This window comes from Streptomyces smaragdinus (genome assembly GCF_009604385.1).
Classification (GTDB): Bacteria; Actinomycetota; Actinomycetes; order Streptomycetales; family Streptomycetaceae; genus Streptomyces; species Streptomyces smaragdinus.
Window position 1 is genome coordinate 11,258 of sequence record NZ_WEGJ01000034.1, and the last position, 24,763, is coordinate 36,020.

Consider the following 24,763-nt stretch of genomic DNA (forward strand, 5'->3'; position numbering starts at 1 on the left):
AGCGTCTACTCCGGGTCGGTGGCCGCCATGGCCTGGGCGACCAGGTCGTCGACGTCCATGTCCTGAATGGCTGCGCCGCGGTCCCCGTCGGCCTCGGGCCCGGGGGTCCGTCCGCCGTTGTCCGACGCCAGGCGCAGCAGGGCGTCGAGCAGTCCGGCCTCGCGCAGCCGGGCGGGTGTGATGGTGCGGAGCATGCTCTGGACGGCGGCGTCGTCCGGGGCCGCGGCGGCGGGGGCCTCGGTCTGCTCGAGTTCGTCGAGCTCGGCGAGCAGATGCGCGGCCAGGGTGGCGGTGTTGGGGTAGTCGAACATCAGGGTGGCGGGGAGGCGCAGGCCGGTGGCGTTCTGCAGCCGGTTGCGCAGTTCGATGGCGCCCAGGGAGTCCAGGCCCAGTTCGGTGAAGCCGCGGTCGGCGGGGACGCCGGCCGGGTCGTTGTGGCCGAGGACGGCCGCCGCGTGGCCGCCGACGATCTCGCGGACGCAGCGCTCCCGGTCGGCTCCGGTCAGGCCGGCGAGCTTGCGCCGGACCAGGGGGGTGTCGTCCTCGGCGGCGGCGGACGCCGGTCGTGGGCGGACGCCGGCCATGCCGCGCAGCAGGGCGGGGACGTCGTCGCCGCGGGCCCGGAGCGCCGCCTTGTCGAGGCGGATCGGGACCAGCAGGGACTCCGTACGGCCCAGCGCCTCGTCGAACAGGGCCAGCCCCTCGGCGACGGGCAGTTCGGCGACGCCGGAGCGGCTGACGCGCAGCAGGTCGACCTCGTCGAGTTCCTTGCCCTCACCGGCCGTTCCGGCCCACAGGCCCCAGGCGAGGGAGGTGGCGGGGAGTCCGGCTGCGCGGCGGCGGGCGGCGAGGCCGTCGAGGAAGACGTTCGCGGCGGCGTACGTGGCCTGGCCGGCGGGCAGCACCTGGCCGCCGGCGGAGGAGTACAGCACGAACGCCGTCAGATCGAGGCCCTCGGTGAGCTCGTGCAGATGCCAGGCGGCGTCGGCCTTGGGCCGCAGCACCCGGTCGACCTGCTCCGGGGTGACGGCGCCGACCGGGGCGTTGTCCATCACGCCGGCGCAGTGCACGACGCCGGTCAGGCCGGGGAGGCCCGCGATGAGGTCGGCGAGGGCGGCGCGGTCGGCGACGTCCACGGCGGCGACGGTGACCTCGGCGCCGGACTCCGCGAGCTCGTCGCGCAGTTCGCGGGCGCCGGGCGCGTCGAGGCCGCGGCGGCTGGTCAGGACCAGGTGCCGGACGCCGTGCCGGATGACCAGGTGGCGGGCGAGGACGGCGCCGAGGAGGCCGGTGCCGCCGGTGACGAGGACCGTGCCGTCGAGGGACGGGGTGGGTGCGGACGGTTCGTCGGCGGGGGCGTAGCGCGGGACCGCGGCGGTGCCCGCGCGCAGGGCCAGTTCGGGCTCGGCGGTGGCCGCCGCGGCGGGCAGGGCCCGTACGGAACGGTCCGTGCCGTCGATGTCCGCGACCGCGAAGCGGCCCGGGTTCTCGGCCTGCGCCGCCCGGATCACACCCCACAGCGGGGACTGCACGCAGTCGGCGCCCGAGCCGTCGGTGTCGACCGCGCCCCGGGTGACGAGCACCAGCCGGGACTCCGCGAACCGCTGGTCCGCCAGCCACTCCGCCAGCACGCCCAGCAGCCGTACGGTGGCCGCCCGCGCCTGCTCCGGCACGCCGTCGTACTCGGCGGCGGGCCCGGCCAGATCCTGCGCGCTCAGCAGCACCGTGTCCGGTACGGGCCCGGCGTCCGCGAGCGCGGCGAGGTCCGGCACGGCGGGCAGGCCCGCGAGCCCGGCGCCCACCACCGTGACGGGACCGCCGGTCGCCGGGAGCGGCAGGGGCTGCCACTTGACGTGCAGCAGGGACGAGGCGCCGCTACGGCCCAGCTGCTCCTCGGACACCTCGCGGACGACCAGGCCGCGGACGGTGGCCACCGGCGTGCCCGTCGGGTCGGTGATCCGCAGCGCGACGGCGTCCGGTCCGGGCTTGGTGAGCCGGACCCGCAGCAGCGCGGCGCCGGGGGTGTGCACGGTGACGTGGTCCCAGGCGAACGGCAGGGCCGTACGGTCGGCCCCGGCGTCGTCGCCGTCGAAGACGCGCTCGACGTGCAGCGCGGCGTCCAGCAGGGCGGGGTGGAGGCCGAAGCGGGCGGCGTCGGCGCGGGCGTGCTCGGGGAGGCGGATCTCCGCGAACAGTTCGGCGCCGCGGCGCCAGGCGGCCTTGAGGCCCTGGAAGACGGGGCCGTAGCCGTAGCCGAGGCCGGCCAGGTCCTCGTACATCCCGCTGACGTCGACGGGCGCGGCGCCGGGCGGCGGCCAGGACTCGAGGTCCAGCTCCGGTGCGTCGGGCTCGGGGGCGAGGGTGCCGCCGGCGTTGCGGGTCCAGGGCTCGTCGCCGGCCGCGTCGGCGGGGCGGGAGTGGATGGCGAAGGTCCGGCGGCCGTCCGCGTCGGGCTCACCGACCAGGACGTGGACGGCGACGGCGCCGCCGGCCGGGAACAGCAGGGGCGTCTGCTGGGTCAGCTCCTCGAGCAGCGCGCAGCCGGCCTCCTGCCCCGCGCGCAGGGCCATCTCGACGTAGGCGGTGCCGGGAAGCAGGACCTCGTCGAAGACCGCGTGGTCGCCGAGCCAGGGGTGCGTGTCGACGGCGAGGCGTCCGGTGAGCGTGAGGGTGCCGTTCTCCGGGGAGTGGACGACGGCGCCGATCAGCGGGTGGCCGGCGGCCTGCTGGCCGAGGCCGGTGGCGTCGCTCGCGGTGGTCCGGCCCTCGAGCCAGTAGCGGGTGCGCCGGAAGGGGTAGGTGGGGAGGTCGACGCGCTGGGCGCCGGTGCCGGCGAAGTAGGCGGGCCAGTCGACCTTTACGCCGTTGACGTGGAGGTTTGCGAGGGCGGTGAGGAGGGTGTCGGGTTCGGGGCGGTCCTTGCGGCAGGACGGGACGGCGACCGTGACCTCGTCGAGGATCTGCTGGGTCAGGCCGGTCAGGATGCCGTCGGGGCCCAGCTCGAGGAAGCGGGAGACGCCCTGATCAGAAAGGGTCCGGACGGCATCCGAGAAGCGGACCGCCTGGCGGACCTGGTCCACCCAGTAGGCCGGCGACGTCCAGCCGGACGCGACCGAGCCGGTCACCGTCGAGACGGCGGACAGACGCGGCTCCTCGTACGACACGGACTCCGCGACCTGAGCGAACTCGGCCAGCATCGGCTCCATCAGAGGCGAATGGAACGCATGCGACACGGCCAGACGCGTCGTCTTACGACCCTGCGCCCTGAAGTACTCCCCGATCGCCAGCGCCGCAGCCTCCTCACCGGAAACCACCACGGACATCGGGCTGTTCACGGCCGCCAGAGACACCCCGGGCGACAGCAGGGTCGTCACCTCGTCCTCGGATGCCTGTACGGCGACCATCGCGCCGCCCTCCGGCAGCGCCTGCATCAGCCGACCGCGAGCCGCCACCAGCCGGGCGGCATCCTCCAGCGAGAACACCCCGGCCACATGCGCCGCCGCCAGCTCACCGATGGAATGCCCGGCAACACAGTCAGCCCGTACACCCCACGACTCGACCAGTCGATAAAGCGCCACCTCTACAGCGAAGAGCGCAGGCTGAGCGAACCCGGTCCCGTTCAGAGCGTCAGCATCCTCACCCCACACCACATCCCGCAAAGGCCGAGCCAGATGCGGATCCACGGCCGCACACACCGCGTCGAAGGCCGAAGTAAACCCCGGGAAAGCGTCATACAACTCCCGCCCCATCCCCAGCCTCTGCGCCCCCTGCCCGGTGAACAGCACCGCTGTCCGCCCCCCGCCATCGGCCGCCCCCGCGACCACGTCCGGATGGGCTTCCCCGGCTGCCAGTGCCTCCAGCCCCTCGGCGGAGAACGCCACCGCCCGATGCTCCAGCACCGCCCGCGACGTGGCCAGCGACCCGGCGACGTCCAGCAGCGAGGCCCCACCGAGGTGATCCCGCAGCTGCACCGCCTGCCGCACCACCGCGTCCGCCGTGTCGCCGGACACCACCAGCGGAAGCACCGCCGGCGGAGCCGCGGCGACCGACGGGGCCGCTGCCCGGCGGGGCGCCTCCTCCACGATCACGTGCGCGTTGGTCCCGGACAGCCCGAAGGACGACACCGCCGCCCGCCGCGGCCGATCCCGCTCCGGCCACGGCCGGCCCTCGGTGAGCAGCCGCACGTGCCCGGCCGCCCAGTCGACCTCGGGCGACGGCTCGTCGACGAAGAGCGTCGGCGGCATCACACCGTGCCGTACCGCCATCACGGACTTGATCACGCCGCTCACACCGGCGGCGGCCTGCGCGTGCCCGAAGTTGGACTTGATGGACCCCAGCCACACCGGATCCTCGGCCGTCCGCGCCTGCCCGTACGTGGCGAGCAGCGCCTGCGCCTCGATCGGGTCCCCGAGCCGCGTACCCGTGCCGTGCCCCTCGATGAGATCGACGTCGGCGGTCGTCAGCCCACCGGCCGCGAGCGCGCGCTGGATGACGCGCTGCTGCGACGGACCGTTGGGGGCGGTGAGCCCGTTGGAGGCGCCGTCCTGGTTGATGGCGGAGCCCCGGATCAGCGCCAGCACCTCGTGCCCGTTGCGCTCCGCGTCGGAGAGCCGCTCCAGGAGCAGCAGCCCCAGCCCCTCGGCCCAGCCCGTACCGTCGGCGGCGCCCGCGAAGGCCCGGCAGCGGCCGTCCGGGGAGAGCCCGCGCTGCTGGCTGAACTCGACGAAGATCTCCGGCGTCGACATCACCGTCACCCCGCCGGCAAGCGCCATCCCGACCTCGCCGCCGCGCAGCGCCTGGCACGCCATGTGCAGCGCGACCAGCGACGACGAGCACGCCGTGTCGACGCTGACGGCCGGCCCCTCCAGGCCCAGGGTGTAGGCGACGCGGCCGGTGAGGATGGAGGCGGCGGTGCCGTTGCCGAGGTAGCCGGCGACGTCCTCGGGCATGTCCCGCAGCCAGGTGCCGTAGTCGTGGTACATCACGCCCGCGTACACACCGGTCTGGCTGCCGCGCATGCTCGACGGGTCGATGCCGGCCCGCTCGAACGCCTCCCAGGACGCCTGGAGCAGCAGTCGCTGCTGCGGGTCCATGGCCTGCGCCTCGCGCGGGCTGATGCCGAAGAACGCGGGGTCGAACTCGGCGGCGTCGTAGAGGAAGCCGCCCTTGCGGGAGTACGTCTTGCCGTGGACGCCGGGCTCGGGGTCGTAGATCTCGTCGCCGGCCCAGCCACGGTCCTCGGGGAAGTCCCCGACGGCGTCGCGGCCTTCGGCGACCAGCTCCCACAGCTCCTCCGCCGTCCGTACGCCGCCGGGGAACCGGCAGCTGATACCGACGACGGCGATCGGGTCGTCCGTGCCCACCACGGTCGGGGCGGGCTGTGCCGAAGGCTGCTCCTGCTGGGCTCCGCCGCCGAGTTCGGTGTCGATGAACTCGGCCACTGCCCGCGTCGACGGGTAGTCGAAGACGAGGGTGGCGGGCAGCCGTAGACCGGTGGCGGTGTTGAGGGCGTTGCGCAGCTCGACGGCGGCGAGGGAGTCGAAGCCGAGTTCCTTGAAGGCCCGGTCGGGGCCGACGGCGGCGGCCGACTCGTGGCCGAGGACCACGGCGACCTGTTCGGCGACGACGTCGAGCACGGTACGGGCCCGCTCGCCGGCGGTGAGCGAGGCGAGCCGGCCCGCCAGGCCCGTACCGGAGGAGCGGTCGGCGGCCGTGCGGCGGACGGCGGCGGCGCGGACGGTGCCGCGCAGGAGTGGCGGGACGGCGTCGCCGCGGGCCGCGAGGGCGGTCTCGTTGAGCGGGAGCGGTGCGAGCAGGGGGTACGAGGTGCGCAGCGCGGCGTCGAACAGCTCGAGGCCGCGGGCGGCCGGCAGGGCGGGGAGGCCCTGGCGGTCGGCCTTCTCCAGGTCGGCGTCGGTGAGTTCGCCGCCGAGTCCGGTGACGACGGACCAGAGGCCGAAGGCGAGGGAGGTGGCGGGCAGTCCGGCGGCGCGGCGGTGGGTGGCCAGGGCGTCGAGGAAGACGTTGGCGGCGGCGTAGTTGCCCTGTCCGGCGGGCTGGACGAGGCCGCCGGCGGAGGAGTACAGGACGAACGCGGTGAGGCCGAGGCCGCTGGTCAGCTCGTGCAGATGCCAGGCGGCGTCGGCCTTGGGCCGCAGCACCCGGTCCAGGCTGTCGGGGGTGAGGTCGCCGGTGAGGGCGGGGTCGACGACGCCGGCGCAGTGGACGACGCCGGTGAGGTCCGAAACGGCCGCGATCAGCTCGGCGAGGGCGGCGCGGTCGGCGACGTCCACGGCGGCGACGGTGACCTCGGCGCCGGACTCCGCGAGCTCGTCGCGCAGTTCGCGGGCACCGGGCGCGTCGAGGCCGCGGCGGCTGGTGAGGACGAGGTGCCGGACGCCGTGCCGGGTGACCAGGTGGCGGGCGACGAGGGCGCCGAGGCCGCCCGTGCCGCCGGTGACGAGCACGGTGCCGGTCGGGCCCCAGGGCACGTCGTCGGTGTCCGGGACGAGGGCCGGGGTGAGGCGGGGGGTGCGGAAGGTGCCGTCGCGGAGGGCGAGTTCGGGCTCGCCCAGCAGGGCGGCGGACGCGAGCAGGGCGTCGTCGTCGGTGTCGGTGTCGAGGAGGACGATCCGGCCCGGCTGCTCCGCCTGGGCGGCGCGGACCAGGCCCCAGACGGGTGCCTGGACGAGGTCGATGCCGGTGCCGTCGGGGACCTCGACGGCGCGGCGGGTGGCGACGACCAGCACGCTGTCGTCGGTTCGGGGGTCGGCCAGCCACTGCTGGATCAGCGCGAGTGTCCGGCCCGCGACCGCCCGTACGGCGTCCGGCAGCGTGCCCTCGGCGCCCGCGACCGGCGCGACGACGACGCCGGGGATCTCCGGCAGGCCCGCGAGGCCGCGCTCGTCCAGCACCTCGTACGACTGCGCCCGCGCGGGCGCCGCGGCCACCGGCCGCCACTCCACCCGGCGCAGATCCGGTACGGGGGTGCCCGAGGCCGCCTGCAGCTGGTCGGCGGCGACGGGGCGGCAGACCAGCGAGGTCACCGTCATCACCGGCTCGCCCGTCTCGTCGGCGACGACCATCGCCGACTCCTCCGCCCCGCGGATCCGCCGTACGTACACCCGTAGCGCGGACGCGCCGGAGGCGTGCAGGGCGACGCCGTTCCAGGCGAACGGCAGCAGCGCCTCGCTGCCACCCTCCCCGTGGTCGACGAGGACGTCCACGTGCATCGCGGTGTCGAGCAGGGCGGGATGCATCCCGTACCGTCCGGCGTCGGCGCGGACGCCCTCGGGCACGGCGACCTCCGCGAACAGTTCGTCGCCGCGCCGCCACGCCGCCGTCAGGCCCTGGAACGCGGGACCGTAGCCGTAACCGCGCTCCGCCAGCCGCTCGTACGCGCCCTCCACGGAGACCGGCTCCGCGCCCGGCGGGGGCCAGGCGGTGAGGTCGGCGCCCTCGAGGCGGGCGGTGCCGGGGGCGAGGAAGCCGGTGCCGTGCAGGGTCCAGGGGCGGCCGGGGACGTCGTCGGGGCGGGAGTGGAGGTGGACGGTGCGCCGTCCGGCGGCGTCGGCCGGGCCGGCGACGGCGCGCAGGGAGACGCCGCCGCGCGCGGGGAGGATGAGGGGGGCCTGGAGGGTGAGTTCCTCGAGCAGGGTGCAGCCGACCTCGTCGCCGAGGCGGACGGCGAGCTCGACGAGCCCGGTGCCGGGCAGCAGGAGGCTGCCGTGCACCCCGTGGTCGGCGGTCCAGGGCTGGGCGCCGGTGGACAGCCGGCCGGTGAGGACGACGGAGCCGTCCGCCGGGGACTCGGCGGCGGCGCCGAGCATGGGGTGGTCGACCGGGTCGAGGCCGGCGGAGCCGACGTCGCCGGTGCCGGCGGGCACGTCGAGCCAGTAGCGCCGGCGCTGGAAGGCGTACGTGGGCAGATCGGCGTGGGCGCTGCCCGTACCGCCGAGGACGGCGGGCCAGGCGACGGTGACGCCGTGCGCCCAGGCGGCGCCGACGCCGCACAGCAGCTCGCGGTGCTCGGCGCGGTCGCGGCGCTGGAGGGCGACGAAGGCGGTGGTGTCCTCGGCGGCGGTGGCCCGGCCGAGGGCGGTGAGGACGGCGTCGGGGCCGAGTTCGACGAAGGTACGGGTGCCGGTGGCCTCGGCGCGGCGGACGGCGGCGGCGAAGCGGACGGGCTCGCGGATCTGGCGGACCCAGTAACCGGGGTCGGTCCAGTCGGCGGGCTCGCCGGTGACGGTGGAGATGGCGGCGATGCGGGGTTCGGTGTAGCGGATGGATTCCGCGACCTCACGGAACTCGGCCAGCATCGGCTCCATCAGCGGCGAGTGGAAGGCGTGGGACACGGACAGACGGGTGGTCTTGCGGCCGAGCGCCTTGAAGTGCTCGCCGATCGCCAGCGCCTCCGCCTCGTCGCCGGAAACCACCACGGATGTCGGGCTGTTGACCGCTGCCAGAGATACCTGGTCGCTGAGGAACGGCGTCACCTCCTCCTCCGACGCCTGTACGGCGACCATCGCCCCGCCCTCGGGCAGCGCCTGCATCAGCCGCCCGCGAGCGACGACCAGCCGGGCCGCGTCCTCCAGCGACAGCACCCCCGCCGCGTGCGCCGCCGCGATCTCGCCGATCGAGTGTCCGACGAGGACGTCGGGGCACAGCCCCCAGGCCTCGAGCAGCCGGTAGAGCGCCGTCTCCACGGCGAACAGCGCCGGCTGCGCGTAGCCGGTGGCGTCCAGCGCCCCGGCGTCCTCTCCCCATATCACCGCACGCATCCCCTGCTCGAGACACGCGTCGAGGGCGGCGAAGACCTCGTCCAGCGCCGCCGCGAACACCGGTACGGACTCGTACAGTTCCCGGCCCATCCCGAGCCGCTGGGCGCCCTGCCCGGTGAACAGGAACGCCGTCTTCCCGCCGCCGGCGACCGCGGCGCCCGTCAGCCGGGTGAGTTCGGCGGCGAGTTCGGCGCCGTCCGCGCCGACGGCGACCGCCCGGTGCTCCAGGGCGGCGCGGGTGGTGGCCAGGGCGCGGGCGGCGTCGCCGAGGCGCTCGTCCGGCAGCCGCCGGACGTGTTCGGCGAGCCGGTCGGCCTGGGCACGCAGGGCGTCGGCGGTGGCGCCGGACACCAGCAGCGGTACGAGCGGGGCGCGCCCGGCGGACGGCGGTTCGGCGGTGTCCTCGGCGGGCGGCTGCTCGACGATGACGTGGGCGTTGGTGCCGGAGATCCCGAACGACGACACGGCCGCGCGCCGGGGCCGCGACGGGTCGTTGGGCCAGGGCCGTTCCTCCGTCAGCAGCTCGACGGCGCCGGCCTCCCAGTCGACCTGCTCGGACGGGGTCTCGGCGTGCAGGGTGCACGGCAGCAGCTCGTGGCGCAGCGCGAGGATCATCTTCATGATCCCGGCGACGCCCGAGGCGGCCTGGGTGTGGCCCATGTTGGACTTGATGGACCCCAGCCACAGCGGCGTCTCCGGCGCGTGCCCCTGCCCATAGGTCTCCAGCAGCGCCTGCGCCTCGATCGGGTCACCGAGGGTGGTGCCGGTGCCGTGCGCCTCGACGGCGTCGACGTCGGCCGCCGACAGGCCGGCGTCGGACAGGGCGGCCCGGATGACGCGCTGCTGCGCGGGGCCGTTGGGGGCGGTGAGGCCGTTGGAGGCGCCGTCCTGGTTGAGGGCGGAGCCCTTGATCACGCCGAGGACCCGGTGGCCGTTGCGGCGCGCGTCGGACAGCCGCTCGAGCAGCAGCATGCCCGCGCCCTCGCCCCAGCCCGTACCGTCGGCGCCCGCGCCGAAGGACTTGCAGCGGCCGTCCGAGGACAGCCCGCGCTGGCGGGCCATGTCGGTGAAGGTGTCGGGCGTCGACATCACGGTGACCCCGCCGGCCATCGCCAGCGTGCACTCGCCGCGCCGCAGCGCCTGCGCCGCCAGATGCACGGCGACCAGCGACGACGAGCACGCGGTGTCGACGCTCAGCGCCGGCCCCTCCAGACCCAGGGTGTACGAGATCCGCCCGGACACCACGCTCGCGAGGCTGCCGTTGCCGTGGTAGGCGGCGACGTCCTCGGGCAGCGGGCCCAGCCGCAGACCCCAGTCGTGGTACATGACGCCCGCGAACACGCCGGTACGGGTGCCGCGCGCGGCGCGCGGGTCGATGCCGGCGCGCTCCAGGACCTCCCACGACACCTCGAGCAGCAGCCGCTGCTGCGGGTCCATGGCCTGTGCCTCGCGCGGGCTGATGCCGAAGAACGCGGGGTCGAACTCGGCGGCGTCGTAGAGGAAGGCGCCCTCGTCGGAGTACGTCTTGCCGGGCTTCCCGATCTCCGGGTCGTACAGGTCGTCGGGCCAGCCGCGGTCGACGGGGAACCTGCCGACGGCGTCCGTGCCCTCGCTGACCAGCCGCCACAGCTCCTCGGGGGAGGTCACGCCGCCGGGGTAGCGGCAGGCCATCCCGACGACGACCACCGGGTCACCGTCGGTGGCCGTGACCGCCGGGGCCGGGGCGGTGGGGCCGGCCTTGGGTGCGGCGCCGCGGAGCCGGTCCGTGAGGTGGCCGGCGAGGGCGGCGGCGTTGGGATAGTCGAAGGTGAGGGTGGCGCTCAGGCGCAGGCCGGTGGCGGTGGCGAGGCGGTTGCGCAGTTCGACGGCGGCGAGGGAGTCGAAGCCGGTCTCGGTGAACGCGCGGGTGGCGGTGATCTCCTCGGGGTCGTCGTAGCCGAGGACGGCGGCGGCCTCGGTGCGGATGATCCGCAGCACGGTCTCCAGGGCCTCACCCTCGCCGAGCCGGGCCAGCCGGTCGGCGAGGGTGTCCCCGCCGGTGGCGACCGCGGCGGCCGCGACGGCGCGCTTCACCGGGCGGCGGACGAGGCCGCGCAGCAGGAGGGGGATGTCGTCGGTACGGGCCCGTACCGCGCGGTGGTTGACGCGGACCGGTACGGCGGCCGGGACGCCGGCGGCCAGGGCGCGGTCGAGGCGGTCGAAGTTCTCGTCGAAGCCGAGGTTGTCCAGGCCCAGTCGTTCGATACGGGTCAGGGCGGCCTCGTCCAGCGCGGCGCCCATACCGCCGCCTCCGGCCCACAGGCCCCAGGCGAGGGAGGTGACGACCTGTCCGGCGGCGGCGCGGCGGGCGGCGAGGGCGTCGAGGAAGAGGTTGGCGGCGGCGTAGTTGCCCTGGCCGGCGCCGTCCAGGACGGTCGAGGCGGAGGAGAAGAGGACGAAGGCCCTGAGGTCGAGGTCCTGGGTGAGCTGGTGGAGGAGCCAGCCGGCGTCGACCTTCGGCAGCATCACGGTGTCGACCCGCTCGGGGGTGAGGGAGCCGACGAGGCCGTCGTCGATGACGCCGGCGGCGTGCACGACGGCGGTGAGCGGGTGGGCGGCGGGGACGGCGGCCAGCAGGCGGGTGAGGGCGGCGCGGTCGGCGACGTCGACGGCGGCGATACGAACCGTCGCGCCGGCCTCCTTCAGCTCCGTCTTCAGCTGCCGGGCGCCGGGGGCCTTGAGGCCGCGGCGGCTGGTGAGCACGAGGTGGCGCACGCCGTGCCGGGTGACCAGGCGGCGGGCGAGGTCGGCGCCGACGCCGCCGGTGCCGCCGGTGATCAGCACGGTGCCGGTGGCGTCCCAGGGCAGGTCGCGGGGCTCATCCGGCTCGGGGAGGGCGGCCAGGCGCGGGAGGTGCAGGCGGCCGTCGCGGAGGGCGAACTCCGGTTCGCCGGTGGCCAGGGCGGCGGCGAGGGCGGCCTCGGAGGCGTCGGTGCCGTCGACGTCGGCGAGGACGAAGCGGCCGGGATTCTCCGCCTCGGCCGAGCGCACCAGACCCCAGACGGGGGCCTGCGCGAGGTCGACGTCCGTGCCGGGGACGCAGGCGCCGCGGCGGGTGACGACGACCAGGCGGGAGCCGGCGCAATGGTCGTCGGCCAGCCACCGCTGGACCGCTTGGAGGGCGTCGCCGGCCACGGCCCGTACGGCGGCGGGGACTCCCGTGGCCGTGAGGGTCGTGGTGCGGTGGACGACGAGGTCCGGTACGGCGATGTCGGCGGCGCCCGCGAGGCCGGCCATCGTGCTCAGGTCGGCGAGCTCGGCGAGGTCGAGCAGCTCGGGCGCGTCGGTGCCGGACGGGAGCGCGGCCGGCTGCCACTGGACGGCGAGCAGCGGGTCGGCGCCGGCGGACAGCTGCTCGCCGGAGACGGCGCGCAGGAGCAGGGAGCCGACGGTGGCGACGGGCGCCCCGGAGGCGTCGGCGACGGCGACGGTGAGCGCGTCGCGGCCGGCGGCGGCGATCCGTACGCGTACCGAGGAGGCGCCGGTGCCGTGCAGGGCGACGCCGCCCCAGGAGAACGGGATCCAGGTGCCGCTGCGGCCGTCCAGCGCGTGGTCGGCGGGGTGCAGGGCGGCGTCCAGCAGGGCGGGGTGGAGGCCGAAGCGGGCGGCGTCGGCGCGGGCCTGCTCGGGGAGGGCGACCTCGGCGAACACCTCGGCGCCGCGCCGCCAGACGGCCTTGACGCCCTGGAAGGCGGGGCCGTAGCCGTAGCCCTCGGCGGCCATCCGCTCGTACTGGCCGGTGACGTCGACGGGTTCGGCGCCGGGCGGCGGCCACTGGCCGGCCAGCTCGGCGTGTGCCTCGCCGGGGGCGGGGGCGTCGGGGGCGAGGACGCCGGTGGCGTGTCGGGTCCAGGGTTCCTGGTCGTCGGCGTCGGCGGGGCGGGAGTGGCACTGGACGCCGCGCCTGCCGGAGTCGTCGGGGGCGGAGACCATGATCTGCAGGGCGACTCCGCCGGTCGCGGGGAGCACCAGCGGGGCCTCGAGGGTCAGCTCCTCGAGCTGTGCGCAGCCGGCCTCCTCGCCGCCGCGGACGGCGAGTTCGACGAGGGCGGTGCCGGGCAGCAGGACGGTGCCGCCGATGGCGTGGTCGGCGAGCCAGGGGTGGGTGCGGACGGACACGCGTCCGGTGAGGACGGCGGTGTCGGCGCCGGCCACGGCGAGGGCGGAGCCGAGGAGGGGGTGGGCGGCGGTGCGCTGGCCGAGGTCGGCGGGGTCGCCGCCGGCGGCGGGCTCCAGCCAGTAGCGGCGGGTGCGGAAGGCGTAGGTGGGCAGCGGGATACGGCGGGGGCGGGCGTCTGCGTAGAGGGCGTCCCAGTCGAGGTCGGCGCCGCGGGCGTGGGCGAGGGCGGCGGCCTGCAGGGCCTCGGTGTCCTCGGGGCGGTCGGCGCGGATGACGGAGGCAAACTCCGAGGCCGCGGCGGCGGATTCAGGCACGCAGTCCTGCGCGAGGGCGGTGAGGACGGCGTCGGGCCCGAGCTCGAGGTAGGTGCGGACACCGCCGTTACGGGCCAGCCACGCGGCGCCGTCGGCGAACCGTACGGCCTCGCGGACATGGCTCACCCAGTGCTCGGGGTCGGCGAGTTCGGCGGCCGTGGCGAGGCGGCCGGTGAGGGTGGAGACCAGGGGGATGCGCGGAGCCTCGTACCGCATGATCGAGGCGATGCGGCGGAACTCGTCCGTCATGGGCTCCATGAGCGGCGAGTGGAAGGCATGGCTCACCCGCAGCCGCTTGGTCTTGCGTCCGCGCGCGGCGAACGCCTCGGCCAGCACCAGGGCGGGCGCCTCGGCGCCGGAGACCACCACGGAGCGGGGGCCGTTGACGGCGGCGAGGCCGAGGTCAGGGCCGAGGAGTTCGCGTACCTCGTCCTCGGTGGCCTGGACGGCGATCATCGCGCCGCCCCGCGGCAGCTCCTGCATCAGCCGGCCACGGGCGGTGACGAGGGTGGCGGCGTCCTCGAGGCCGAGTACGCCGGCGGCGTGGGCGGCGGCGATCTCGCCGATGGAGTGGCCGGCGACGAAGTCGGGGGTCAGGCCCCAGGATTCGAGCAGCCGGAAGAGGGCGACCTCGATCGCGAAGAGGGCGGGCTGGGCGTACCGGGTCTCGTCGAGCAGCGCGGCGCGCGGAGAGCCCTCGGGGGCATACAGCACGTCCCACAGCGATACGTCGAGCTGGAGGTCGGCGTACGCGATGGCGTCGGCCAGGGCGTTCGCGAAGGCGGGGTAACGGTCGTACAGCGTGCGGCCCATGGCCAGTCGCTGGCTGCCCTGGCCGGTGAAGAGGTACGCGAGCCGGCCGGCGGGCGCGACGCCCGTACGGACCAGGGGCGACGGGGTGCCGTCGGCGACGGCGCGCAGGGCGGCGCGGACGTCGTCGTGGTCGCGGGCGAGGAACACGGCGCGGTGTTCGAGGGCGGCGCGGGCGGTGCCGAGGGAGTGGCCGAGGTCGGCGAGCCGCGTGCTGTCCGTGAGGAAGCCGGCGAGGGAGGCGGCCTGTGCCTTCAGGCCCGCCGGGGAGCGGCCGGAGATCCGCAGGAGGCTCACCGGGAGCTCGGCGGGGGCGTCCTCGTCGTCGGCCTCCGGCACCTCCGCCTCGGCCGGCGGCTCCTCGATGATCACGTGGGCGTTGGTGCCGCTGATGCCGAAGCCGGAGAGGCCCGCGCGGCGCGGCCGGTCCTCCTCGCGCTCCCACGGCACGGACTCGGTGAGCAGCCGGACCGTGCCGGACGACCAGTCGACGTTCGGCGTCGGCTCGTCCACGTACAGGGTCACGGGCAGTTCGCCGTGCCGCAGCGCCATCACGAGCTTCATCACCCCGGCCACACCCGCGGCGGCCTGGGTGTGCCCGATGTTGGACTTGACCGAGCCCAGCCACAGCGGCCGCCCCTCCGGGCGCTCGCGGCCGTACGTGGCGATGAGGGCGTTCGCCTCGATGGGGTCGCCCAGCGTGGTGCCCGTGCCGTGCGCCTCGACGGCGTCGACGTCGCCGGGCGCCAGGCCCGCGTCGGCGAGGGCGGCGCGGATCACGCGCTGCTGGGCAGTGCCGCTGGGGGCGGTGAGGCCGTTGGAGGCGCCGTCCTGGTTGATCGCCGAGCCGCGGACAATCGCCAGGACGGGGTGCCCGTTGGCGCGCGCGTCGGCGAGCCGTTCCACGACGATGAACCCGGCGCCCTCGGAGAAGCTCGTACCGTCGGCGCCCGCGGCGAACGACTTGATCAGCCCGTCCGGCGCCAGCCCCCGCTGCCGGCTGAACTCCGTGAACAGCCCCGGCGACGACAGCACCGTCACGCCGCCGGCCAGCGCCAGCGAGCACTCGCCGCGGCGCAGCGCCTGGACGGCCAGATGCAGCGCGACCAGCGACGACGAGCAGGCGGTGTCGACGGTGAGCGCCGGTCCCTCGAGCCCCAGCGCGTAGGCGACGCGCCCGGAGGCGACGCTCAGCGCCCCGCCGGTGACGAGGTATCCGGTCAGCTGCTCGGGGGCCTGCTGGACGCGCGGCCCGTACTCGGTGGGGCCGGCGCCGACGAACACGCCCGTGCTGGAGCCGCGCAGGGACAGCGGGTCGATGCCGCCGCGCTCCAGGGTCTCCCAGGCGGTCTCCAGCAGCAGCCGCTGCTGCGGGTCCATGGCCAGGGCCTCGCGGGGGCCGATGCCGAAGAACTCGGCGTCGAAGTCGGGCGCCTCCTGGAGGAATCCGCCGGCCCGGGCGTAGGTGGTGCCCGGGGTCTCGGGGTCGTCGGAGAAGAGGGTGTCCAGGTCCCAGCCCCGGTTCTCGGGGAACGGCCCGATGGCGGAGCGCTCCTCGGTGACCAGCCGCCACAGCTCCTCCGGCCCGCGCAGCCCGCCCGGGAACCGGCCGCCGACGGACACGATGGCCACCGGCTCGTCGTCGGCGGTACGCCGCACGGCCGGCCCCTGGGTCTGCTCGGCCCCGCCCAGCAGCTCGTCCAGGGCGTGGGCGGCGAGGAGTTCGGGCGTGGGGTAGTCGAAGGCGGCGGTGACCGGCAGCCGAAGCCCGGTGGCCGCGTTGATCCGGGTGTGCAGCTCCACCAGGCCGATGGAGTCGACGCCCAACTCCTTGAACGTCAGGACGGTCTCGGTGACGGCCTCGGCCTCCGGCGCGGTGGTGGCGCGCAGCACCGCCAGGGTCTCGGCGCACACCAGGTCGGTGAGGACCCGGCGCCGCTCCGCGCCGGGCAGTCCGGCGAGCCGGTCGGCGAGGGACGCCCCGGGCTGCTCCGGCGTACCGGGCCGGTGGTCGCTGTCAGGAACGAAGCCCGCGGACATGTGCACACTCCAAGCTCGGTATTCGCGGCGCGGCGGGCGCGTACGGGCGGCCGGGGCGCCCTCGATCGGGCACGAGGTGATCGCACGCTAAGACGGCCGGAAGACAGATCGGCACCCCTACCCACCCGGGTGTTGCGCCCCCCGCGCACCCGCACGGCGTGCGCTCCGCGGGGCCGCGCCGCCGGGAGGACCTGCGGATTCCCAGCGTGCCGCGGCGGACCCCCCGCGTCCGGCGGGGTCAGGGGGGTGGCCGGGTTATCCGGGGGCACCGGCCGGGCCTTTCATGGCTGTCACCGCCTGCGCCGGCCGGCGCCGCTGCGGACGGCGTCGAAAGGGGTGGTGCATGGCATCCGCCGGACTGAACGACCGGGTGAGCGAGCTGCGTACGGTGAAGGAGGAGGCCGTGCTCGGCCCGTCCGCGCGCGCCTCCGAGGCCCAGCACGCACGCGGCAAACTCACCGTGCGCGAACGTCTCGACCTGCTCTTCGACCCGGGCAGCTTCCACGAGATCGAGCAGCTCCGCCGGCACCGCGCCACCGGCTTCGGCCTGGAGCACCGCCGCCCGTACACCGACGGCGTGATCGCCGGCTGGGGCAAGGTCGAGGGCCACCGCGTCTTCGTGTACGCGCACGACTTCCGGATCTTCGGCGGCTCGCTGGGCGAGGCGCACGCGGAGAAGATCCACAAGGTGATGGACCTCGCGCTGTCCGCCGGCGCCCCGCTGGTGGCGCTGAGCGACGGGGCGGGCGCCCGGATCCAGGAGGGCGTCACCGCGCTCGCCGGCTACGGCGGCATCTTCCGCCGCAACGTCGCCGCGTCCGGGGTCATCCCGCAGATCAGCGTGATGCTCGGCCCGTGCGCGGGCGGCGCGACGTACTCGCCGGCGCTGACGGACTTCGTGTTCATGGTCCGCGACATCTCGCAGATGTACATCACGGGCCCCGACGTGGTGCAGGCCGTCACCGGCGAGCAGATCACGCACAACGAGCTGGGCGGCGCCGTCGTCCACTCCTCGGTGTCCGGCGCGAGCGGCTTCCTCTACGACGACGAGGAGCACTGCCTCGCCGAGGTACGGCATCTGCTGACGATGCTCCCCGCCAACAACCGGGAGATGCCGCCGTTCCACATCCCGCACGACAAGCCCGACCGCCGCAACGAGCGGCTGACGGAGCTGGTCCCGGCCGACCCGAACCGCTCGTACGACATGCACGAGGTGATCGAGGAGATCATCGACGACGGCGACCTGTTCGAGGTGCACGCCAACTGGGCCACCAACATCATCTGCGGCTTCGCCCGGCTCGACGGCCATGTGGTCGGCATCATCGCCAACCAGCCGGCCAAGCAGGCCGGCGTGCTGGACATCAACGCCTCCGAGAAGGCCGCCAAGTTCGTCCAGATCTGCGACTCGTTCAGCGTCCCGCTGGTCACCCTGGTCGACGTCCCCGGCTTCCTGCCCGGCGGCGAGCAGGAGCACAACGGCATCATCCGGCACGGGGCGAAGCTGCTGTACGCGTACTGCGCGGCGACCGTGCCGCGGGTGCAGATGATCCTGCGCAAGGCGTACGGCGGCGCGTACATCGTGATGGACTCGCGGTCCATCGGCTGCGACCTGTCGTTCGCCTGGCCCACCAACGAGATCGCCGTGATGGGCGCCGAGGGCGCCGCGAACGTCGTCTTCCGGCGGGAGATCGCCGCCGCCCACGATCCGGAGGCGGCGCGCAGCCAGCGCGTCAGCCAGTACCGGCAGGAGCTCATGCACCCGTACTACGCCGCCGAACGCGGGCTGGTGGACGACGTGATCGACCCCGCGACGAGCCGTTCGGTGCTGATCGAGGCACTGGCCGTGCTGCGCGCCAAGCACGCGCCGCTGCCCGCCCGCAAGCACGGCAACCCGCCCGTGTGAGCCCGGCCGCGAGGAGGACCACGGTCATGGACGAACCCGAGCCGCTGGTGCGTTTCGTCCGCGGCGAACCCGATCCGCTGGAGATCGCCGCGGTCACCCTGGTGCTGCTCACGGCGCTGCACGGGCGCCACGACACGGGCACGGAGGCGACCTTGCGCCGGCTCACGACGTGGAACCCGGGGCAGCACTGGCGCAACCCCGGGAGCTGGAGCCTGCTCTAGGCAGGCCGTCACATTCGAGAGGACACCGCCCGACGATGACAACGGCAAGAACGGCCGCCGGCGCCTGGATCCGCCGCTTCCATCCCGCCGACGACGCCCCCGCCCGCCTGGTGTGCTTCCCGCACGCCGGCGGCTCGGCCAGCTACTACTTCCCCGTGTCGCGGGCCCTGGCCCCCGCGCTGGACGTGGCCACCGTGCAGTACCCGGGCCGGCAGGACCGGCGGCACGAGCCGTGTCTGGACGACGCGCGGCTGATCGCCGACCGTACGGTCGCGGAGCTCCGCCCGTACTGCGACCGGCCGCTCGCCCTCTTCGGGCACAGCCTCGGCGCGACCGTCGCGTTCGAGGTGGCGCTGCGGCTCGAGGCGGAGGGGGTACGGCCGCTGGTGCTGTTCGCCTCCGGGCGGCGGGCGCCGTCGCGGCACCGGGAGAACGAGCGGGTGCATCTGGCGGACGACGGGCAACTGATCACGACGATCAAGCGGATGAGCGGGACGGACGCGGTGGTGCTCGGCGACGACGAGCTGCTGCGCTCGGTGCTGCCGGCGATCCGCGCGGACTACCGGGCGGCGGAGACGTACCGCTACCGGCCGGGTCCGCCGCTGGGGTGCCCGCTGGTGGTGCTCAACGGCGACGAGGACCCGGAGGTGACGGCGGGCGAGGCGCGGGGGTGGACGGATCACACGGCGGCGGAGTGCGTGTTCCATTGGTTCTCGGGCGGTCACTTCTATCTGAACGATCACGCGCCCGAGGTGATCGCGCTGATCCGGGAGCGGGTGCTCGCGGAGGTGTGAAGGACGGAGGCCGCCCGCACCCGAGCGGGGTACGGGCGGCCTCCTTCCGACGGCTTCAGTTGACGCCCCGGCCCCGGCCCTCCCAATAAGGCTGACGGAGCTTGAACTTCTGACTGCATCTATTCGGGGGATAACCCCCGAGCCCCCAGCCGGGCCCCAGGGCAGCCACCCGCTTCAGTTGACGCCCCGGCCCCGGCCCTCCCAATAAGGCTGACGGAGCTTGAACTTCTGGATCTTGCCCGTCGCCGTGCGGGGGATGCTCTCGCGGAACTCCACCGACGTCGGGGCCTTGTAGCCCGCCATGTGCTGCTTGCAGTGGGCGATGATGTCCGCCTCGGCCGCCTCCGCGCCCTCGGCGAGGACGACCAGGGCCTTGATCGTCTCGCCCCACTTCTCGTGCGGGACACCGATCACGGCGACCTCCGCGACCGCGGGGTGGCTGAAGATCGTGTCCTCGACCTCGATCGAGGAGACGTTCTCCCCGCCCGTGATGATGACGTCCTTCTTGCGGTCCGAGATCGTCAGATGCCCGTCCGCGGGGTCGATCGTGCCGCCGTCACCGGTGTGGAACCAGCCGTCCTCCAGCGCCGCCCCGGTCTCCTCCGGCTTCTCCCAGTAGCCCTCGAGCACCACGTTCGACCGCGCCAGCACCTCACCCGACTCGGCGATCTTCAGCCGTACGCCCAGCGCCGGCATACCCGCGCGGGACAGCTTGCGGGCCCGCTCGGCGGCCGGGAGGGCGTCGTCCTGCGGCAGGGTGCGGTTGAACGTGAGCAGCGGGGACGTCTCCGTCAGACCGTAGATCTGCAGGAACTCCCAGCCCAGCTCCTCGCTCACCCGCTGGATCGTCCGACTCGGCGGCGGCGCCCCGGCGCACACGATGCGCACCTTGTCCCGCCCGGGGATCTCGCCCTTCCAGCCGGCGGCGGCGTCCAGCACCATGTTCCACACGGCCGGCGCGCCGGCCATCAGCGTCACGCCGTGCTCCTCGACCCGGCGCAGGATCTCGGCGCCGTCGACCTTGCGCAGCGCGACCTGCTTCACGCCGAGGCCGGCCATCAGGTACGGCAGGCCCCACCCGTTGCAGTGGAACATGGGGAGCGTATGCATGTACACGTCACGTTCCCAGGCCCGGGTGTGCAGGCCGAAGGTCAGCGCGTCGACCCAGATGTTGCGGTGGGTGAGCTGCACGCCCTTGGGGCGGGCCGTGGTGCCGGACGTGTAGTTGATGGTCGCGGTGGCGTCCTCGTCGGGGTTCGACCAGGGGCGGGGCTCGACGCCGAAGCGCATCAGCCGGGTGTCCGTCTCCTCGCCGAGGACGAAACGGTGCTTGGCCGTGACGCCCGCGAGCGCCGCGTCCACCTCCGGGTCCACCAGCAGCACCGAGGCGCCGCTCTGCGCGACGATGTACTCGACCTCCTCCGGCTTGAGCCGGAAGTTCACGGGCACGCAGACGCGCCCGCTCATCGGCACCGCGAAGAGCAGCTCCAGCAGCCGCGCCGAGTTGTGGCTGACCACGGCCACGCGCTCGCCCTCGCCGACGCCGAGCGCGTCCAGTCCCGCCTGCCAGGCCCGTACCCGCTCCGCGAAAGTGCCGTAGGTGGACACCGGCACCAGTGGCGCCGGCTGCGTCGGCTCGTCCACCACGCCGGTACTGGAGGCGAACCCCAGCTCGGCACGGTCCAGGAAATCGGCCACAGTCATCGGAACCCGCACAACACGCTCCCCTCACTATCGGACACCGCAGGTATAACGAAGATCAGGAATAAACGGAACACCCCGCCCCGCGACGCGACGCGTATCACGGGACGGGGTGTGCCGTCGGCTCTCCCAGCGGTCAGTCCAGCAGGGACTCGCCGAACGCCGTGTTCGGCTTGAGGTTGAAGTCGGCGTGCGTGAAGATCTTGCCGGTCTCGGTCCTGACCCCGTCCACACCGCCCGCGAACTGCCAGAACGCACCGCTGGCGTTGTTCTCGAAGGAGGCGGTGACGATCAGGTCCAGCCGTCCGTTGAGGTTGTAGTCGGCGAGGCGCACCTTGGCGCCGAACCGGTCGTTCGTCTCGACCGCGCCCGGCACGCCGGCGGAGTCCTGCGTGATGCGGACAATGCCCGTCATGGACAGGCCGGAGGCCGAGCCCTTGAAGACCGTCACGTCGCCGGCGTCGGCGACCGTGCCGACGGCCTCGTGCTCGGCGCCGACGACCAGATCCGCCTTGCCGTCGCCGGTGATGTCACCGATCGCGAGGGAGGAGCCCCACTCGTCGCCGGGCTCGTTGGCTCCGGGAACCCCGGTGGTGTCCTGGTGGATGACCGTGGGGGCGCCGAAGCCCGTGGCGCTCGCGTAGCGGACGGTGATGAAGCCGGCGCCGTTGCTGGGATCGTCCTCCAGGGCCGTGTCGGTGCCGGACTGGGACGTCACGAGGTCGTCGTAGCCGTCGCCGTTGATGTCGCCGAGCACGGTCTCGGTGTCGCCGCCGTCGGCCATGTGCTGCAGCCGGGTCGGTCCGTTCGTACTGCCGAGCCAGACCTCGGACGCGGCGTCGACCGTGACGAGCGGGCCGCCGGAGAAGGCGATGTCGTCCTTGCCGTCGTTGTTGATGTCCGCGACCGCGGACTCGGTGAAGACGAAGTGGGGATCTGGCTCCAGCGTCGCGATGGGGGCCGGGCTGCCGGTGCGCAGCTGGGCGCCCGGGTAGATGATCACCTCGCCGGGCGTCAGCACGGCCAGTTCCTGACCGTTGTCACCCATGAAGTCGCCGACGGCGAGGTCCCGGCCGTAGCCGATGTACTGGGTGAGGTCCGGGACGCTGGTCGTGGTGCCGGTGGTGAACGGTGTCCTGCCGCCCCACATGATCGTCACCATGCCGTGCTCCACGCTGCCGATGTCCTCGCCCCCGGCGCCGATGACCAGGTCCGCGTAGCCGTCGCCGTCGAGGTCGCCGCTCGCGAGGACATCGCCGAACCAGTCGTAGTCCTCCGCGCTGCCCGGCACGGAGGCCAGGTTCTGGTGGAGGCTGACGTGGTTCGTGGTCAGCCCGGCCGACGAGCCGAGGGAGACGGTGACGTGGCCGGCCGACGACTTGTCGCCGATGTTCGTGAGCGGGCTGCCGACGGCCAGGTCCCGGTAGCCGTCGCCGTTGAAGTCGTCGGCGTACTTGGCCGGCGCCGCGGCGGCCGGGGTGACCGTCGCCAGGGTGAGGAAGCCGCCGGTGACAGCCAGGGTTGTCGCGACCGCGAGGGTGGTGCGGATGCTCGTGCGCATGAATGCCCCCCATATCGATATCGAATGAGTGCTCGACATGTGAGACAGGCCGTGTGAAGGGAGGGTTGTACGAGACACATGTGATCTACGAGACACCACCGGGTGCACACCACATGAAGTCCACGCGATCAGAGGGTGTACGCGACCGGATGCAGCGGCTCGTACAGACCGATCTCACCCCCGCCCGGCAGGCGGAAGGACGTCACCTTGCCCCAGTTGTGCTCGGTGACCTCGCGGGTGAACTCGACGCCCTTCGCCTCGAGTTCGGCCACGGTCGCCCGGACGTTGTTGCACATCAGATACAGCTCGTGCCGCGGTTCGCCGTCCGTCGGATGCACGGCCGCCTCGGCCGGCGGCAGCCGGAAGATCAGCCAGCCGGCTCCGGCGTCGACGTGCGGATAGCCGAGGGTGTCCCGCAGGAACGCCCGGTCGGCGTCCGCGTCGGTGCTGTGCAGAATCACATGCGCGCCATTGATCATAAACCATGACAATAGCGCCCATACACCCAATTTCCATGTCTCGCATGCCGGACCCGCATTTCTCATCCGTACGGCCCGGGCGTACCGTCGGATGGTCGGACATCGCCCATAACCGAAGGATCGTGACCCCCATGGCGCAGCAGCTGCTGTTCGTCCCCGTCACCAGCGCCTCGGGTGGATGCACGCTGCGAATGTTCCGTACGCCGCTGGGGACGCGCACGGCGGTGGCCTTCACCAGTGAGTCCGCGCTGCGCCGGGCCCTGGGTCCCGCCCAGCCATGGATCCGGCTGGCCGAGCAGGCCGTCCGGTCGCTGGCCGCCCCGCTGGGCGCCGCCCGGCTCACCGTGGACCCGCTGCTCACGGCCGGCGCACCGCACACGGTGGCGGACGGCCCCCTCGCGGCGTCCTGCTGACCCCCCGTCACACGTCGCTGAACCGCAGGTCGTGCCGTACGCCGGGCGCGGCCAGCCGCAGCACGCCCGCCGCCTCCTCCTCGACGGCGGCCCGCTCGGCGCCCGTCAGGGGCGTGAACGTCTCGGCGGCGAGGGTGGCCGTCCCGCCGTCCTCCGCGATCCGCCACAGGCCGCGCAGGAAGCCGTCGACGGTGAACGTGCCGTAGGAGTAGCGCCGCGCCGACACCTCGCGCCACAGCTCACGGTCCATCACCCGGGAGCGGTCGGCGTGCGAGAGCAGCACGTTGTCGTACTCGCCGAGGAAGCGCGGCGGCGCGGGCGTGTCGGCGTCGGGGCGCGGGGCACCGGGCAGGTCGAAGAGCTCGGTGCCGTTCTCGTCGCGGAACACCAGCAGTTCGGGGCGGAGCTGTTCCACGTACGGGCGCAGCCGGGTGACACCGCACCAGGCCTGGAGGTCCTGGACGGACGCGGGGCCGAAGGCGGCGAGATAGCGCCGCGCGAGCCGCACGGCGTCCGGCGCGGGGTCGAGGGGCAGTCCGGTGTACGAGTCGAGGGTCGCGACGGTGACCTGACCGCCCCGGCCCCAGATTCCGCGCGGGGGCACCTGGGCGAGCGGCAGCCGGGCCCGTGCGGCGATCTTCAGCGCGAGGGGGTCGGCGTCCGGCCAGCGCTCCAGCAGGCGTTCGGCGATCTCCTTGATCGTGGCGGTCCGGCCGCCGGTGGTCAGCTCGCCGGCGAGTGCGGCGAGCTCGTCCAGGTCGACGCCGGTCAAACCCTTGCGGAACATCTTCAGCTCCCGCTCCAGCGCCGGGCCGCTGAACGGCCGCAGGACGACGGCGTCGGCGGCGGTCATCAGATGCACGGTGGAGCGCATCGCGGGGATACGGACGACGCGGCGGCTCTCGATCAACTCGCTGAGCTCGTCCCGGGAGAAGCCGTCCAGCCGGGCGGCGAGGGCGAGGTAGGGCGGTTTGGTGTTCTGCGCCTGCAGGCCGAGGAGGTGCTCGACGGCGTCGGGCACGGGCATCCGGACGCGGCGCAGCAGCAGCTGGCGGTCGAGGGTCGCCCGGTTGAGCTCGCGGCGGGTGAGGACCCTGGTCGGGCCGGATGTCTTCGTCATGTGCCCACCGTAGGAGGCATTGCGGACAGTTTCCGTCCGCGATGGCCGGTGCCGCGGAAGCCGATTGTCAGACCCTCCCGCTAACTTCTCGGGTACGGGCCGGTGTTCGCGCGGCCCGCCGGGAGATCGGGAGGGGCTGTGGCATATCTGGTCACGCTCGGTCAGGAGGAGATCGAGCGGCTCGCGGTGCAGGCGGGGACGGTGCGGCTGGAGCCGTACTGGCAGTTCTACGAGGAGGTGCGGATCGGGTACCGGGGGCTGCCCCGGGAGGAGATACTCCCGCTGCTGCGGCAGGCGGCGGAGTGGTGCGGGCTCGACTTCACCGAGGCCGACCTGCGGGAGCAGGCGGACGCCGTCAGCGAGCAACGGCACTATCTGTTCCGGGTGCTGGTGGCCTGACGCGGCCGGTGGAGCGGGCCCGGGGGCCGCCCGGCCGCGACCGAATATCATTTTGTTGCGCCCATGGAG

Annotated in this window: 10 protein-coding genes; 5 read left to right on the forward strand and 5 right to left on the reverse strand. The window is 74.2% G+C overall.

The genetic code is table 11. From position 1 onward, the window contains the following. Positions 1-5: 5 nt before the first annotated feature. Complete coding sequence (locus tag SRB5_RS28330) at positions 6-16,103, reverse strand: SDR family NAD(P)-dependent oxidoreductase (protein ID WP_153456303.1); 16,098 nt, start codon at positions 16,101-16,103, stop codon at positions 6-8. Positions 16,104-16,446: 343 nt separating this feature from the next. Between SRB5_RS28330 and SRB5_RS28335 the strand changes: the two genes are divergently transcribed. Genes SRB5_RS28335 through SRB5_RS28345 form a run of 3 tightly spaced genes read left to right on the forward strand, consistent with a single transcriptional unit; the run spans position 16,447 to position 19,021 of the window. Next, positions 16,447-18,006, forward strand: coding sequence for an acyl-CoA carboxylase subunit beta (locus SRB5_RS28335; protein WP_153456304.1), 1,560 nt, complete (start codon positions 16,447-16,449; stop codon positions 18,004-18,006). A gap of 26 nt (positions 18,007-18,032) precedes the next feature. Next, a complete protein-coding gene (locus SRB5_RS28340; RefSeq protein ID WP_153456305.1) occupies positions 18,033-18,227 on the forward strand; it encodes an acyl-CoA carboxylase subunit epsilon in 195 nt (64 codons plus the stop codon). Positions 18,228-18,262: 35 nt separating this feature from the next. After that, positions 18,263-19,021, forward strand: a complete 759-nt coding sequence (locus SRB5_RS28345; RefSeq protein ID WP_153456306.1) for a thioesterase II family protein — start codon at positions 18,263-18,265, stop codon at positions 19,019-19,021. Positions 19,022-19,195: 174 nt separating this feature from the next. Here SRB5_RS28345 and SRB5_RS28350 read toward each other — a convergent pair whose 3' ends face one another. The 3 genes from SRB5_RS28350 to SRB5_RS28360 all read right to left on the reverse strand — a co-directional run bounded on the left by SRB5_RS28350 (position 19,196) and on the right by SRB5_RS28360 (position 22,762). Then, positions 19,196-20,725, reverse strand: coding sequence for an AMP-binding protein (locus SRB5_RS28350; RefSeq protein WP_153456307.1), 1,530 nt, complete (start codon positions 20,723-20,725; stop codon positions 19,196-19,198). A gap of 133 nt (positions 20,726-20,858) precedes the next feature. After that, positions 20,859-22,283, reverse strand: coding sequence for an FG-GAP-like repeat-containing protein (locus SRB5_RS28355; protein ID WP_194293056.1), 1,425 nt, complete (start codon positions 22,281-22,283; stop codon positions 20,859-20,861). 128 nt (positions 22,284-22,411) lie between these two features. Further along, positions 22,412-22,762: a VOC family protein gene (locus SRB5_RS28360; RefSeq protein ID WP_153456309.1), complete on the reverse strand. Its 351-nt coding sequence runs from the start codon at positions 22,760-22,762 to the stop codon at positions 22,412-22,414. A 131-nt stretch (positions 22,763-22,893) separates the two neighbouring features. On the opposite strand from SRB5_RS28360, the gene SRB5_RS28365 reads away from it, so the two are divergent. Then, a complete protein-coding gene (locus tag SRB5_RS28365) occupies positions 22,894-23,175 on the forward strand; it encodes an SAV_915 family protein (protein WP_153456310.1) in 282 nt (93 codons plus the stop codon). Positions 23,176-23,182: 7 nt separating this feature from the next. Here SRB5_RS28365 and SRB5_RS28370 read toward each other — a convergent pair whose 3' ends face one another. Further along, complete coding sequence (locus SRB5_RS28370) at positions 23,183-24,295, reverse strand: winged helix DNA-binding domain-containing protein (protein ID WP_153456311.1); 1,113 nt, start codon at positions 24,293-24,295, stop codon at positions 23,183-23,185. A gap of 138 nt (positions 24,296-24,433) precedes the next feature. Between SRB5_RS28370 and SRB5_RS28375 the strand changes: the two genes are divergently transcribed. Beyond that, entirely contained in the window at positions 24,434-24,694 is a 261-nt protein-coding gene (locus SRB5_RS28375) for a hypothetical protein (RefSeq protein ID WP_153456312.1), read from the forward strand. Positions 24,695-24,763 lie beyond the last annotated feature (69 nt).

What these genes read in the sequence shown, in the direction of transcription:
- SRB5_RS28345 (WP_153456306.1), top strand. Translation starts at nt 18,263, where the DNA reads ATGACAACGGCAAGAACGGCCGCCGGCGCCTGGATCCGCCGCTTCCAT.
- SRB5_RS28370 (WP_153456311.1), bottom strand. Translation starts at nt 24,295, where the DNA reads ATGACGAAGACATCCGGCCCGACCAGGGTCCTCACCCGCCGCGAGCTC.
- SRB5_RS28360 (WP_153456309.1), bottom strand. Translation starts at nt 22,762, where the DNA reads ATGATCAATGGCGCGCATGTGATTCTGCACAGCACCGACGCGGACGCC.
- SRB5_RS28355 (WP_194293056.1), bottom strand. Translation starts at nt 22,283, where the DNA reads ATGCGCACGAGCATCCGCACCACCCTCGCGGTCGCGACAACCCTGGCT.
- SRB5_RS28365 (WP_153456310.1), top strand. Translation starts at nt 22,894, where the DNA reads ATGGCGCAGCAGCTGCTGTTCGTCCCCGTCACCAGCGCCTCGGGTGGA.
- SRB5_RS28330 (WP_153456303.1), bottom strand. Translation starts at nt 16,103, where the DNA reads ATGTCCGCGGGCTTCGTTCCTGACAGCGACCACCGGCCCGGTACGCCG.
- SRB5_RS28340 (WP_153456305.1), top strand. Translation starts at nt 18,033, where the DNA reads ATGGACGAACCCGAGCCGCTGGTGCGTTTCGTCCGCGGCGAACCCGAT.
- SRB5_RS28350 (WP_153456307.1), bottom strand. Translation starts at nt 20,725, where the DNA reads ATGACTGTGGCCGATTTCCTGGACCGTGCCGAGCTGGGGTTCGCCTCC.
- SRB5_RS28335 (WP_153456304.1), top strand. Translation starts at nt 16,447, where the DNA reads ATGGCATCCGCCGGACTGAACGACCGGGTGAGCGAGCTGCGTACGGTG.